The organism is Ancylobacter sp. G4_0304, assembly GCF_047501495.1.
Taxonomy (GTDB): Bacteria; Pseudomonadota; Alphaproteobacteria; order Rhizobiales; family Xanthobacteraceae; genus Ancylobacter.
In genome coordinates, this window is sequence record NZ_JAZDRM010000001.1 from 159,131 (window position 1) to 172,488 (window position 13,358).

General features: G+C 69.0%; 12 protein-coding genes. All 12 read left to right on the forward strand.

Annotated elements, in window-relative coordinates; genetic code table 11:
- Window positions 1–333: 333 nt before the first annotated feature.
- On the forward strand, window positions 334–1,398 hold the full coding sequence (gene rfbB, locus VRZ77_RS00770) for a dTDP-glucose 4,6-dehydratase (RefSeq protein WP_414590798.1): 1,065 nt from the start codon (window positions 334–336) through the stop codon (window positions 1,396–1,398).
- A complete protein-coding gene (gene rfbD, locus VRZ77_RS00775; RefSeq protein WP_414590799.1) occupies window positions 1,395–2,279 on the forward strand; it encodes a dTDP-4-dehydrorhamnose reductase in 885 nt (294 codons plus the stop codon). The genes rfbB and rfbD overlap by 4 nt, the downstream gene beginning before the upstream one ends.
- A 162-nt stretch (window positions 2,280–2,441) precedes the next feature.
- Window positions 2,442–3,893: an amidase gene (locus VRZ77_RS00780; RefSeq protein ID WP_414590800.1), complete on the forward strand. Its 1,452-nt coding sequence runs from the start codon at window positions 2,442–2,444 to the stop codon at window positions 3,891–3,893.
- Window positions 3,894–3,909: 16 nt separating this feature from the next.
- Window positions 3,910–4,107: a hypothetical protein gene (locus VRZ77_RS00785; RefSeq protein WP_414590801.1), complete on the forward strand. Its 198-nt coding sequence runs from the start codon at window positions 3,910–3,912 to the stop codon at window positions 4,105–4,107.
- A gap of 24 nt (window positions 4,108–4,131) precedes the next feature.
- Window positions 4,132–4,857 (forward strand): GntR family transcriptional regulator, encoded by a 726-nt coding sequence (locus tag VRZ77_RS00790; RefSeq protein ID WP_414590802.1) that lies wholly within the window; start codon window positions 4,132–4,134, stop codon window positions 4,855–4,857.
- Between the two features lie 93 nt (window positions 4,858–4,950).
- Window positions 4,951–6,309, forward strand: a complete 1,359-nt coding sequence (locus VRZ77_RS00795; RefSeq protein WP_414590803.1) for an amidase — start codon at window positions 4,951–4,953, stop codon at window positions 6,307–6,309.
- The gene (locus tag VRZ77_RS00800; protein WP_414590804.1) at window positions 6,306–7,475 is read left to right on the forward strand and encodes an AbrB family transcriptional regulator; all 1,170 of its coding nucleotides are present in this window, start codon (window positions 6,306–6,308) and stop codon (window positions 7,473–7,475) included. The genes VRZ77_RS00795 and VRZ77_RS00800 overlap by 4 nt, the downstream gene beginning before the upstream one ends.
- A 268-nt stretch (window positions 7,476–7,743) precedes the next feature.
- Window positions 7,744–9,348 (forward strand): ABC transporter substrate-binding protein, encoded by a 1,605-nt coding sequence (locus VRZ77_RS00805; RefSeq protein ID WP_414590805.1) that lies wholly within the window; start codon window positions 7,744–7,746, stop codon window positions 9,346–9,348.
- Window positions 9,349–9,366: 18 nt separating this feature from the next.
- Window positions 9,367–10,320, forward strand: a complete 954-nt coding sequence (locus tag VRZ77_RS00810; RefSeq protein ID WP_414590806.1) for an ABC transporter permease — start codon at window positions 9,367–9,369, stop codon at window positions 10,318–10,320.
- Entirely contained in the window at window positions 10,320–11,219 is a 900-nt protein-coding gene (locus tag VRZ77_RS00815; protein ID WP_414590807.1) for an ABC transporter permease, read from the forward strand. Before VRZ77_RS00810 ends, VRZ77_RS00815 begins: the two co-directional genes overlap by 1 nt.
- The gene (locus VRZ77_RS00820; protein ID WP_414590808.1) at window positions 11,216–12,310 is read left to right on the forward strand and encodes an ABC transporter ATP-binding protein; all 1,095 of its coding nucleotides are present in this window, start codon (window positions 11,216–11,218) and stop codon (window positions 12,308–12,310) included. Before VRZ77_RS00815 ends, VRZ77_RS00820 begins: the two co-directional genes overlap by 4 nt.
- The gene (locus tag VRZ77_RS00825; protein WP_414590809.1) at window positions 12,307–13,338 is read left to right on the forward strand and encodes an ABC transporter ATP-binding protein; all 1,032 of its coding nucleotides are present in this window, start codon (window positions 12,307–12,309) and stop codon (window positions 13,336–13,338) included. The genes VRZ77_RS00820 and VRZ77_RS00825 overlap by 4 nt, the downstream gene beginning before the upstream one ends.
- Window positions 13,339–13,358: the final 20 nt, after the last annotated feature.

A 13,358-nucleotide genomic window follows, 5' to 3' on the forward strand; every position in this document is an offset into this window, starting at 1 on the left:
TGCGCAGGAGACGGCCGGCTGCGTGCGATACCCACCGGATCGCGAGGCCGGAAGCCGATTCCGCCGCTCAACGCCCGCCCCTCGCCACCGCATCACCAGCGACGAATCTCCCGCATGGACCGCCCTCCGCTTCGGTTACCTTGAACATGCACCATCGATGGCCGGGATCAAGCCTTTAGAGCCCTTCCTGTCCGCAGGAAACATACGAACCGGAAAGGCTCCGGACTCAGGGGGCTGGAGCCACCCTTCTTGATCGGATGGTGACATCCGATTGGCTCTAGGCGACGCCCTTTTGGCTGTGATAGCGGGAGGCGGTGGTCAGAAGGGTCCGGCATGGTCGCGAACGCGCAACGCATCCTCGTCACCGGCGGCGCCGGCTTCATCGGCTCGGCGGTGGTGCGCCGCCTGGTGCGTTCCGGGCGGGATGTGCTCACCTATGACAAGCTGACCTATGCCGGCAGCCTCACCTCGCTCGCCGAGATCGACAACCTGCCCGGCCATCGTTTCGTGCAGGCCGATATCTGCGACGGGGCGGCGTTCCGCGCGGCGCTGGAGAGCTTCCGGCCCGATCTCGTCATGCATCTGGCCGCCGAATCCCATGTCGACCGCTCCATCGACGGCCCGGCCGACTTCATCAATACAAATGTGGTCGGCACCTTCACCCTGCTGGACGAGACGCTGCGCTACTGGCGCGGGCTGGACGCCGGCGCGCGCGCGGCGTTCCGCTTCCACCACATCTCGACCGACGAAGTATACGGCACGCTGGGCGCCGAAGGCCTGTTCCGCGAGGACACGCCCTACCAGCCCAACTCGCCCTATTCCGCCTCCAAGGCGGCGTCCGACCATCTGGTGCGTGCCTGGTTCCACACCTATGGCCTGCCGGTGGTGATGTCGAACTGCTCGAACAATTACGGGCCGTATCATTTCCCCGAAAAGCTGATCCCGCTGACCATCCTCAACGCGCTGGAAGGCAAGCCGCTGCCGGTCTACGGCCGGGGCGAGAACGTGCGCGACTGGCTCTATGTCGACGACCACGCGGCGGCGCTGGAGCTGATCGCGACCCGCGGCCGGCTCGGCGAAAGCTACAATGTCGGCGGCAATAATGAGCGCCGCAACATCGACGTGGTGCGCACCATCTGCGCGATCATGGACAAGCTGGTGCCGGATGCGGCGATCGGCCCGCGCGAAAAACTGATCACCTTCGTCACCGACCGGCCGGGCCACGACGCGCGCTACGCCATCGATGCCGGCAAGCTGAAGTCCGAGCTTGGCTGGGTACCGGCTCATGATTTCGAGAGCGGCATAGAGGCGACGGTGCGCTGGTATCTGGATAACCAGGACTGGTGGCAGCCGCTCCAGCAGCGCTACGATCGGAACAGGATCGGGCTGACCAAATGAAGCTTCTGTTGACCGGCGCCGGCGGGCAGTTGGGGCGCGAGACCGCGGCCCTGGCCGCCGCGCGGGGGCTGGGTCTGGTTGCGATGGACCGCGCGGGGCTGGACATCGCCGACCCGGCCGCGGTCGCCGGCGCGCTGGCCCAGCATCGGCCGGACATCGTGATCAACGCCGCCGCCTATACCGCGGTCGACCGTGCCGAGAGCGAGCCCGAGGCTGCGCACGCCATCAACGCCGTCGGGCCGGAAGTGCTGGCGCTCGCCTGCGCCCGCCACGGCGCCGGGCTGGTCCATGTCTCCACGGACTACGTGTTCGACGGCACCAAGGTCGGCGCCTATGTCGAGAGCGATCCCATCGCCCCGCTCGGCGTCTATGGCCGTACCAAGGCTGAGGGCGAGGCGCGGCTGCGCGCGGCGCTGGACCGCCATGTCATCCTGCGCACCTCCTGGGTCTATGGCATCCACGGCCACAACTTTCTCAAGACCATGCTGCGGCTTGCCGGCGAGCGCGATCGGCTGACCGTCGTCGCCGACCAGCATGGCTGCCCGACCGCGACCCCCGACCTTGCGCGCGCGCTGCTGGCGGCGGCCGAGGCGCTGGCGGCCGGGCGCGGGGTCGCCGGCACCTATCATTTCGCCGGGACCGGGGTGACGAACTGGCACGGCTTCGCCGAGGCCATTATCGAGGCGGGCGCTCCGCTGACCGGCCGGCGGCCGGAGGTGGCAGCCATCGCGACGGCGGACTACCCGACCCCCGCGCGCCGCCCGGCCAATTCCGAACTGTCCAGCGACGCCTTCGCCGACACCTTCGGCCTGCGTTCCGCGCCCTGGCGCGAGCGGGCGGCGCAGACCGTGCGGCAGCTGCTCGGCACGCCGCAGGCCTGAACCGCCCGCCTCTCGCCCTCTCCCCTCGGCCGCACCTTGGCCGCCCGGCCCGGCACGAGAATTTTGCGGGATGCGGCCGGCCGGGCCTCGACAGAATTATAGATATCATTCTATATAGAACTAACGAACGAGGTAGCGGCGCAGCGGCGTGTGGTGGCGGGCATGAGTGATGAACTGACGGCTCTGAGCGGTAGTGAACAGGCGGCGCTGATCCGCGGCGGCGCCATCTCCCCGGTGGATCTGGTCAGCGCTTATCTTGCCCGCATCGAGCGCTGGGACGGCATCCTCAAGGCCTGGATCACCGTCGACGGCGAGCGCGCCCTCGCCGCCGCGCGCAAGGCGGAAGCCGAAATCGCCGCCGGCCAGTATCGCGGCCCGCTCCACGGCATTCCCTATGGCGTGAAGGACCAGATGCACGCCCTCGGCTTCCCGACCACGCTCGCGACAAAGGTGCTCGACCCGCACGAAATGGTCGCGCCCGGCAATGCCGCCGTGATCGAGAAGCTGGACGCCGCCGGCGCCATCCTGCTCGGCAAGCAGAACCTCCATGAATTCGGCAAGGGCGGCACCCTCACCTTCCCCTATGGCCAGCCGCGCAACCCGTGGAACCCGGCCTATTCGGCCTCCAGTTCCTCAACCGGCTCGGGCATCGCGCCGGCCGCGCGCATGTGCACCTTCTCGCTCGGCGAGGACACCGGCGGCTCGGTGCGCGGCCCGGCGGCGCTGAACGGGGTCGCGGGCCTGCGCCCGACCTATGGCCGCGTCAGCCGCCACGGCGCGGTGATCGAAGCCTACACCACCGACACGATCGGTCCTCTGGCGCGCAGCGTCGGCGACATCGCGCAGGTGCTGGAGGCGATCGCCGGCCCGGATGCGCGCGATCCCCTATGCAGCAACCGCCCGGCCGAGGCCTATGCCGCCGGGCTTGAGCGATCGATCAAGGGCCGGCGCATCGCCGTGGTGCGCGAGATCGCCTGGGGCGACGCCACCACCGAGGAGGTAAAGGTCGCCTTCTCCGCCGCGCTGGACGTGCTGCGCGGTCTCGGCGCGCAGATCGAGGAAGTCTCGCTGCCGCTGGCGCTCTATGCCGTGCCGCTGCAACTGCTCAGCACCGATGCCGATGTCGCCGCCTGGTTCGTGAAGAAATATCTGCGCGAGCGCTATGACCGCTTCGATGTCGGCACCCGCACCCGCCTCGCCGCCTCCTCGCTGATCCCCGCCACGGTCTACAACCGCGCCATGCGCGCCCGCGTCGTGGTGCGCCGGCAGGTGCTGGAGGCGATGAAGGAGTTCGACGCCCTGGTCAGCCCGACCATGATCCGCGCCACCAAGCCGATCGAGCAGGAACAGGAAAAGGTCGAATCGTCCGACGAGGCCGTGGTGCGGCTGATGGAGCGGCGCATCGGCGTCTATCCGTTCAGCCTCGCCAATGTGCCGGCGCTCTCGGTGCCGATGGGCTTTTCCGCGCAGGGCCTGCCGCTGGCCCTGCAATTCGCCACCCGCCCCTTCGGCGAGGCGGGTCTGCTCAACATCGCCCATGCCTATGAGCGCGCGGCCGGCTGGTATCGCCATTTGCCGGAGCTCGACGCCACGCTGGCGCCGATGGCGGCGTGAGAACAGGGACCCGGCCATGTATGACGTTTCGGAAGAGTATGTGCGCGCCGCGCTGGCGCTTCAGGGCGTTCCGGTTCCCGAGGACGAGATCCGCAACGTGTTTCTGCGCCTCTCCCTGTGGATGAAGGCGCTGAACGAGATCGAAGCGGCCATCGGAAGCCAGATGGATGATGTCGACCCGATCCCGCCCGTCTATCCTCACGAGGAATTCTGAGGACGCGACGGGATCATGGTGGCCATGGCAGAGGCAGCGGAAGCGGCCAAACCGCTTTATCTACGGATGAAGGAAGACCTGCTCCGGCGGGTGCAGAGCGGGGAATGGCGGCCGGGCGAGCTGGTGCCGAGCGAGAACGCGCTGGCGGCGGAATATGGGGTGAGCGTCGGCACGGCGCGCAAGGCCATCGAGGAACTGGCCGACCAGCGCCTGCTGGTGCGCCAGCGCGGGCGCGGCACCACGGTCGCCATGCACACGCATCGCCAGGAAGTGCAGCGCTATTACCGGCTGGTCACCGCCGAAGGCGAACGCCTCAACCAGGAAACCGCCTATATCGACGTGACCCCGGCCCGCGCCTCGGCGCAGGAAGCCCGCGCGCTGGGCATCTCGCGCGGCGCGCATGTCGCCCGCGTGCGGCGCCTGCGCCTGTTCCGCAAGCGCCCGCTGGTGAGCGAAATCCTGGCGCTGCGCGAGGACGTGATGCCGGGCATCGGCGTGCTGATCGACGCGACGCGGCCGGACGTGCTCTACCAGCTGCTCGAACGCCAGTACCACATCATCATCGCCAAGGTCCGCGAGAAGGTCACCGCCGTGAAGGCCGAGGCCGGCGATGTCGAGCTGCTCGGCGTGGCGCTCGGCGATCCCATGCTCCAGATCGAGCGCATTGGCTTCGACCTCAAGGGAACCGCCGTGGAACGGCGCCTGATGCGCGCCTGCAACGACGCCCATTACGTGTCCGAATCCGACTGAACTCCCGGCCCCGCGCGGCCAGACATCGCGATCCTGCCCGACTGTGCCGGCCTTCGGCGCAGCCGGCCCTCTTTTGCCCCGGAGATGCCGCCCATGTACGCCCCGCCGCCCGCCCCGCCGCTCACGCCCTTCGCGACGCTGCGCCGCGCCTATCTGTCGGGCGCACGTACGCCGCGCCAGGACATGGAGGCGACCATCGAGCGGGTGCTGGCGCGGGAGCCGTCGCTGCAGGCCTTCGCCTTCCTCGATGTCGAGGCCTGCCGGCGCGCCGCCGACGCGTCGACCGAGCGCTACCGCGCCGGCCGCCCGCTCAGTGTGCTGGACGGCTGTCCGGTCGGCATCAAGGACATCATCGAGACCCGCGACATGCCGACCGGCTGCGGCAACGCCGCCTTTGCCGGACGCATGAGCGGTCGCGACGCCGCCTGCGTCACCGCACTGCGCGAGGCTGGGGCGATCCCGTTCGGCAAGACCGTCACCACCGAATTCGCCATTGGCGGCCCCGGCCCGACCGTCAATGCCCACGATGCCGCGCGCACGCCCGGCGGCTCGTCGAGCGGCTCGGGCGCGGTGGTTGGCGCCGGCCTGCTGCCGCTGGCGCTCGGCACCCAGACCCAGGGCTCGGTACTGCGCCCGGCCTCCTATAATGGCTGCTTCGGCTATAAGGGCACGCTCGGCGCGCTACCGACCGGCGGCGTGCACCCGCTCTCCGTCACCCACGACCATCTCGGCCTCATGGCCAATTCGCTCGACGAGCTGTGGGCGGCGGCCTCCGCGATCGCGGCGATCGGCAGCCCCGGCCATCCGCGCCTCGCCGGGGCGGCGGAGGGCGCGCCAGCGGCGGCCAAACCCCGGCGGCTGATCCGGCTCACCCTCAAGGGCTGGGACGAAGTAGCCGGCGCGCATCGCGAGATTTTTGAGGCGCAATGCCGCGCCCTCGCCGCGCGCGGCGTGGAGATCGTCGACCGCGAGGACAGCGAGGACGTGCGCGCGCTGGAATCCTGGCTCGATGCCCATGTCGACGGCTCGCTCGACATGGTGACCTACGACATGCGCTTCCCCTATCGCGACTATATCGAACAATACGGCGAGGCCATCGGCCCGCGCATCCACGCCCTGATCGCGCGCGGACGCGAGATGACCGCGCTGGACTATGAGGAGCTGCGGCTGAAGCAGGACATCGCCCGCCGCCTCACCACCCGCGCGCTCACCGCGCTCGACGCCGACGCCTATGTGCTGCCGGCCGCCTCCGGCCCGGCCCCGCAGGGGCACGAATTCACCGGCAGCCGCACCTATCTCGCCTATTGGTCGTGGCTCGGCTTCCCGGCCTTCAGCCTGCCGCTGATGGTGGCCGACGGCATGCCCTGGGGCCTCCAGCTCGCCGGCACCGCGCAGATGGATGCGCGGCTGTGTGCGCTGGCGCGCTGGATCTGCGGCGAGGTGCCGGCATGACGGACCGCACCGACGGCGACCGTTCGCCCCTCACCGGGGCGGGCGACGAGGAAGCCATCGAGGAAGAGATCGAGCGCGAGGTCGAGGCGGCGCTGCCCGAGCCGCTGGCCGGCGCCCTGCTCCAGCGCCATTTCAACCGGATGCCGGGCTGGGCACGCGTGATCGGCGGCGCCGCGCTGGCGACGCTCGCCGGCGCGCTGTTCCACCTCGCCCACACGCCGCTGCCCTGGCTGCTGGCCGCGCTGTTCTGCGCCGCGCTGATGAGCATGACCGGCTTCTCGCTGCCGGTTCCCGCCTTCGTGCGGCAATATGGGCAGTCGGTGGCGGGCTTCGCGGTCGGGGTGTTCTTCACGCCGGAGGTCGGCCGGCAGGTGCTGGACCTTGGCCTCATCATCACGCTGGCCGGCGTCGCCTCGATCCTGGTCTCGGTGGCGCTGTCGCTGCCGCTCGCCAAATTCGGCGGCTGCGACCGGCGCAGCGCCTTCTTCGCGGTGATGCCCGGCGGGCTCGCGGAAATGGCGGGGCTCGCCCACCAGTTCAACGCCAACATCACCGTGGTCTCGGTGGCGCAGAGCCTGCGCGTGGTGGTGATCGTGCTCACCGTCCCGGCCGGGCTGACGCTCTACATGCATCACGCCGCGACCGCGCCCATCAGCCACCCGCCGGAAATGTCGACGCTGATGCTGGCGGTCGGCGTGGTGGCGGCGGCCTTGTGCGCGCAGATCCTGAACCGGCTGCGCCTCTTCAACGCCTTCCTGCTCGGCGGGCTCGTCGCCGGCATCGGCTTCGGCCTGATGATGGAGGAGCCGATCGCCGCCCCGCCCTATGCCCGCGCCATCGCGCAGATCGCGATCGGCGTTTCGCTCGGCGCGCGGTTCCACTGGCTCACGCTGCGCCGCTTCGGCTCGCGCTTCGTGCCGGCGACCGTGATCGCGACGGTGCTGCTGATCCTCGCCAATGTCGCCATCGCCTGGGCGGTGTCGGCCTATGTCGACTTCCCCACCGCCGTGCTCGCCGCGTCCCCCGGCGGCGTCGCGGAAATGTCGCTGACGGCGGAAGCGCTCGGCCTCGCCCCGCCCATCGTCGCGGCCTGGCACTTCATGCGCATCGTGCTGGTGGCGACGCTCACCGCCCCGCTGTTCCGCTTCTGGGACCGCAGGCTGTGAGCCGGCCGGCGCCCGCTCTCACCCCCGCGCGGCGCCGGTCTTTTCGCTCACGTCCCGCTCCCTCCCGCGATGGAAGGCGGCATATCGATACCTGACGCTCCGGCCGTGCAGCACCGCCACGCGAAACACCGCCGCCGCCTGCCCTGACACGCTCCGAATGCTCAAAGTTTACGCGCCGTTTGCTTGGCATTCAGGCGCCGGTCAGATTGACGCCGCTCCGTAATCACTAGATTTTAAACACTATAGAACTTGCGGTCAGGAGTGGCTGATGAACCTTCGTATCTGTTCCAAATTGATGGCCGGGCTGATGGTTGCCGCCTTCGCGGCAGGTCCGGCGCTCGCACAGGGCACGCTTCGCGTCGCCATGACGCTCGCGGATATCCCGCTCATCGACGGCGCCCCGGACCAGGGCACGGAGGGCGTCCGGTTCGCGGGCTACACCATCTACGACCCGCTGATTTCCTACGATCTGTCGCGCGCCGACACCTCGGCGGACCTGCGCCCCGCGCTCGCCACCGAATGGCAGGTCGATCCGAACGACACCACCAAATGGGTCATCAAGCTGCGCCAGGGCGTGAAGTTTCACGACGGCTCCGACTTCAACGCCGACGCGGTGATCTTCAATCTGGAGCGGGCGTTCAACAAGCAATACCCGGCCTATGACGCCTCGTTCGAGCGTCAGCTCAAGATCTATCTGGGGTCGCTGAAAAGCTGGAAGAAGATCGACGACTACACGGTGGAGATGACCACCAAGGCGCCGGACTCGCTGTTCCCCTACCAGCTCCCGCGCTTCCTGATCGCCTCGCCCGCCCAGTATGCCAAGCTCGGCAACGACTGGGACAAGTTCCGCGCCACGCCCTCGGGCACCGGCCCGTGGAAGGTCGAGGAACTGGTGCCGCGCCAGCGCCTCGAACTGCTGCCGAACAAGGAGTACTGGGACAAGGACCGGGTGCCCAAGCTCGACCGGCTGGTGCTGCTGCCGATCCCGGAAGTCTCGGCGCGCACCGCCGCCCTTCTCTCGGGCCGCGTCGACTGGGCGGAAAGCCCCTCGCCGGACACGGTGGAAAAGCTCACCTCGGCCGGGATGAAGATCTCGACCAACGCCATTCCCCATGTCTGGCCCTACACGCTCAGCGAACTCGACGGCTCCCCCTTCACCGACATCCGCGTGCGCAAGGCCGTCAACCTCGCCATCGACCGCGACGGTCTCGTCAAGGTACTGAACGGCCTCGCCGTCCCCGCCAAGGGCATGGTCTCCCCGCAGAGCCCGTGGTTCGGCAAGCCGACATTCGACGTCAAGTACGACCCGGATGAGGCGCGCAAGCTGCTGAAAGAAGCCGGCTATGGTCCCGATAAGCCACTCAAGGTGAAGGCCGCGATCTCGACCTCGGGTTCGGGCCAGATGTACCCGCTGCTGATGAACGAGTTCATCCAGGAGAACCTGCGCGAAGTCGGCATCGAGATGGAGCTGGAAGTCTTCGAGTGGGAAGCCCTGCGCGGCCGCCGCCGCGTCGGCGCCCAGGCGGACGAGAACAAGGGCATCACCATCCTCAACAACAGCTACAGCACCAACGACCCCTATGTCGCCGTGCTGCGCTACGTGACGCCCGAGGAAATCGCGCCGAAGGGCTCCAACTGGGGCAGCATCCGCGACGAGGAGATCGAGCGCCTCGCTCTGGAAATCCGCAACGAATTCGATCCCAAGAAGCAGGACGAACTGGTCGCCCGGATCCACCAGCGACTGGTCGATCGCGCCGATCTGGTCTGGATCGTCCATGACGTCGGCTCGCGCGCCCTGTCGCCGAAGATCAAGGGCCACGTCCATGCTCAGAGCTGGTTCGTCGACTTCTCGCCCGTCTCCATCGAGCCCTGAGCCCGAGAGTAAAGACTGATGTTCCTCTATGTCGTCCGCCGCATTCTCTATGCGGTTCCGATCGGGATCGGCGTGACCTTCATCGTGTTCTCCCTGGTGCACATCGCACCAGGGGATCCGATCAGCGCGCTGCTGCCGAACGAGGCCACGCAGGAAATGGTCGACGAGGCCCGACGCGAGTTCGGTCTCGACCGGCCCTTCTTGGTCCAGTACGCTATCTGGCTGGGCAATGCGGCGGTCGGCAATCTCGGCACCTCCATCGGCAGCGGGCGCCCGGTCGCCACCGAAGTGATGAGTGCCGTCGGCAACACCTTCATCCTCGCCGTCAGCGCCGGCCTCGTCGCCTGCATTCTCGGCTTCCTGCTCGGCATCGTCGCCGGGCTGTGGCGCGACCGCCCGGTCGACCACATCGTCAACCTCATCACCATCTCCGGCGTGAGCGTGCCGCATTACTGGCTGGCGATCATGCTGGTCATCGTGTTCGCGGTCGATCTCAACTGGCTGCCCCCGCTCGGCATCGGGCCCGACCGCTCCGGCGGCTGGCGGCCGGACTGGGCGCATATCAGCCACCTCATCCTGCCCACCATCGCCACCGCCGCCATTCCCATGGCGGTGATCGCCCGCACCCTGCGCGCCAGCGTGGTCGACGTGCTGGATCAGGACTTCATCACAACGCTGCGGGCCAAGGGCCTGCCGCGCCAGAGCGTGCTGTGGCACGTCATCCGCAACGCGCTGCCGACCGCGCTCGCCGTCATGGGCCTCCAGCTCGGCAACATGCTGGGCGGTTCGGTGCTGGTGGAAACCGTGTTCGCCTGGCCGGGCACCGGTTTCCTGCTGGCCTCGGCGATCTTCCAGCGCGACCTGCCGCTGCTGCAGGGCACGATGCTCGTGCTCTCCATGTTCTTCGTGTTCCTCAATCTGGTGGTCGACCTCGTGCAGAGCGCGACCGACCCCCGCATCCGGAGGGCGTGATGCACGGGACCTTTGGCGAAACCGCCGATGCCGAGGCCGCGATCCTCCCCGAGGTGAAGCATCACAGTTATGGCCGGGTCGTGCTGCTGCGCTTCATGCGCCAGCCGGTGGCGATGACCGCGGCATGCATCCTGCTGGCGATCATCCTCGCGGCCGTGTTCGCGAACTATGTCGCGCCCGCCGATCCGTTCCAGACCCGCGTGGCGCGCCGCCTTGCCGAGATCGGCACGCCGGATCGCTGGCTCGGCGGCGACGAGCTCGGCCGCGATATTTTGAGCCGGCTGATCTATGGCGGGCGCATCTCGCTCGCCATGGCGGTGCTGCCGGTGGCGGTCGGCCTGTTCGTCGGCGGCTTCCTCGGCATCCTCGCCGGCTATGCCGGCGGGCGCACCAACATGGCGATCATGCGCGGCATGGACGTATTCTATGCCTTCCCCTCCATCCTGCTGGCGGTCGCCATCGCCGGCGCGCTGGGGCCGGGGCTGATGAACGCGGTGCTCGCGCTCTCGATGGTGTTCATCCCGCCGATCGCGCGCATGGCGGAGAGCGTGACCACGCAGGTGCGCTCCTATGAATTCGTGATCGCGGCCCGGCTGTCCGGGGCCTCGACGGCGCGGATCATGCGCGAGCATGTGCTCAGCAACGTCGCCGGCCCGATCCTGGTGTTCGCCTCCAGCCAGGTCAGCGTGTCGATCATCGCCGCCTCCGGCCTGTCCTTCCTCGGCCTCGGCGTCGCCCCGCCCAACCCGGACTGGGGGCTGATGCTCTCCGCCCTGCGCCAGTCGATCTATGTGAACCCGTGGGTGGCGGCCCTGCCCGGCGCGATGATCTTCCTGTGCTCCGTGTGCTTCAACCTCGTTTCCGACGGCGTGCGCCGCGCCATGGAGGTGCGTCGATGACCGTCGATTTCTCCCGCATGCAGGCGCCGCTGCCGCGGATCGAGGACCATGGCGGCCCGCAGCAGCCGCTGCTGATCGCCTCCGGCCTGCGCAAGGAGTTCCGCCTCGGCGGCGGCCTGTTCGGCGGGCGCACCGTGGTTCACGCCGTGGACGATCTGTCGCTCACGGTCGGCAAGGGCGAGACGGTCGGCATCGTTGGGGAATCCGGCTGCGGCAAGTCGACGGCGGCCCGGCTGATCGCCGGCATCACCCCGGCCGATGATGGCGAGATCATCTTCGACGGCGAGAGCTTCTGGACGCCGCGCGCGCGCATCGACGGCGAGCGCCGCCGCGCCATCCAGATGGTGTTCCAGGACAGCGCCTCTTCGCTCAACCCGCGCATGACGCTGACCGAGACGCTCGCCTTCGGCCCGCGCGCCCATGGCGTCTCGTCGGAAAAGGCCCGCGCCTATGCCAGAGACCTGCTGGGCGCGGTCGGCCTGCCGCCGGCGCGCTTTGCCGAGCGCTACCCGATCCAGCTCTCCGGCGGCCAGCGTCAGCGCGTGAACATCGCCCGCGCGCTGGCGATCCGCCCGCGCCTCCTGATCCTCGACGAGCCGGTCTCCGCGCTCGACAAGTCGGTGGAGGCGCAGGTGCTGAACCTGCTGGTGGACCTGCGCGACCAGCTCGGGCTCAGCTACCTGTTCATCTCCCACGACCTCAATGTGGTGCGCTATATCGCCGACCGGGTGGTGGTGATGTATCTCGGCCAGATCGTGGAGGAAGCGAGCGCCGCCGACATCTTCGCCGCGCCGCGCCATCCCTATACCCGCGCGCTGTTTGCCTCCAAGCCCTCGCCCGATCCGCGCCAGCGTGTGAGTGCCCCCCCGCTCACCGGCGATCCGCCGGACCCGGTGAACCCGCCGAGCGGCTGCCGCTTCCGCACACGCTGCCCGATCGCCGAGAGCGTCTGCGCCGCCGCCCGTCCCCCGCTCGCCGAGATGGACGAGAGCGGGCCGGGCCATCGCGCCGCCTGCTGGGCCGCGCTGCCCGGCAGCGGCCATTCTTTGTCGCCGCGCGTGCCGGCAAGCGTCCCGGGGAGCGTGCAATGAACATTCATGATCCGCTGTCGGCTTCGGCGCGCGCGGGCCTGTCCGAACCCATCCTCGATATTTCCGGCCTCAACGTCGCCTATGGTGGCCGGGGCGGCTGGACCCAGGTGGTGCGCGGGGTCGAATTGTCGCTCGATCGCGGGCGCTGCCTCGTGCTTCTGGGCGAATCCGGCTCCGGCAAGAGCGTCACGCTGCGCTCCATCGTCGGCCTGCTGCGCGAGGAAGGCGCGAAGGTCGAGGGCCGCGTCCGCGTCGGCGGGCAGGACGTCACCACGCTCTCCGCCCCGGAGCTGCTGAAGCTGCGTGGCGGGCGGGTCGGCTTCATCTTCCAGGAGCCGATGACCGCGCTCGATCCGGTGTTCCGCATCGGGCACCAGATTGCCGAGACCATCGTGCAGCATCGCGGCGTCTCCTGGCGCGAGGCCATGGCGAAGGCGCGCGAATTATTCGACCTCGTGCAGATTCCCTCCGCCGAGCGCCGGCTCCAGGCCTATCCCAACGAATTGTCCGGCGGCCTGCGCCAGCGCGCCATGATCGCGATGGCGATGAGCTGCGATCCCGAGCTTCTGCTCGCGGACGAGCCCACCACCGCGCTCGACGCCACGGTGCAGATCCAGGTGCTGCTGCTGCTGCGCGAGATCCAGAAGGAGCGCGGCACCGCCATGGTGTTCGTCACCCACGACCTCGGCGTCGCCGCCGAGATCGCCGACGAGGTGGCGGTGATGTATGCCGGCCGCATCGTCGAGCATGGCGATGCGGCGCAGGTGCTGCTGAACCCCGCCCATCCCTATACCCGCGCGCTGACCCATTGCGTGGTGCAGGGCAGCTACCGCGACCGGCGGCTGGGCGAACTTACAGGCTCGCCGCCCGATGTCAGCAAGCTGCCGCCCGGCTGCAGCTTCGCCCCGCGCTGCGCCTATCGCGCCGACGACTGCCTGCGCACCGAGCCCGCGCGCCGCGACATGGCGCCCGGTCACGACGTCGCCTGCCTCCACGCGGGCTCACTCTCCGCCAGCCGGCCCGGCTGACCGGCGGCCTCTCAAGGAAA

Coding starts and splice junctions, on each gene's coding strand:
- VRZ77_RS00810 (WP_414590806.1), top strand. CDS start 9,367: ATGTTCCTCTATGTCGTCCGCCGCATTCTCTATGCGGTTCCGATCGGG.
- rfbB (WP_414590798.1), top strand. CDS start 334: ATGGTCGCGAACGCGCAACGCATCCTCGTCACCGGCGGCGCCGGCTTC.
- VRZ77_RS00780 (WP_414590800.1), top strand. CDS start 2,442: ATGAGTGATGAACTGACGGCTCTGAGCGGTAGTGAACAGGCGGCGCTG.
- VRZ77_RS00805 (WP_414590805.1), top strand. CDS start 7,744: ATGAACCTTCGTATCTGTTCCAAATTGATGGCCGGGCTGATGGTTGCC.
- VRZ77_RS00795 (WP_414590803.1), top strand. CDS start 4,951: ATGTACGCCCCGCCGCCCGCCCCGCCGCTCACGCCCTTCGCGACGCTG.
- VRZ77_RS00785 (WP_414590801.1), top strand. CDS start 3,910: ATGTATGACGTTTCGGAAGAGTATGTGCGCGCCGCGCTGGCGCTTCAG.
- VRZ77_RS00790 (WP_414590802.1), top strand. CDS start 4,132: ATGGCAGAGGCAGCGGAAGCGGCCAAACCGCTTTATCTACGGATGAAG.
- VRZ77_RS00800 (WP_414590804.1), top strand. CDS start 6,306: ATGACGGACCGCACCGACGGCGACCGTTCGCCCCTCACCGGGGCGGGC.
- VRZ77_RS00815 (WP_414590807.1), top strand. CDS start 10,320: ATGCACGGGACCTTTGGCGAAACCGCCGATGCCGAGGCCGCGATCCTC.
- rfbD (WP_414590799.1), top strand. CDS start 1,395: ATGAAGCTTCTGTTGACCGGCGCCGGCGGGCAGTTGGGGCGCGAGACC.
- VRZ77_RS00820 (WP_414590808.1), top strand. CDS start 11,216: ATGACCGTCGATTTCTCCCGCATGCAGGCGCCGCTGCCGCGGATCGAG.
- VRZ77_RS00825 (WP_414590809.1), top strand. CDS start 12,307: ATGAACATTCATGATCCGCTGTCGGCTTCGGCGCGCGCGGGCCTGTCC.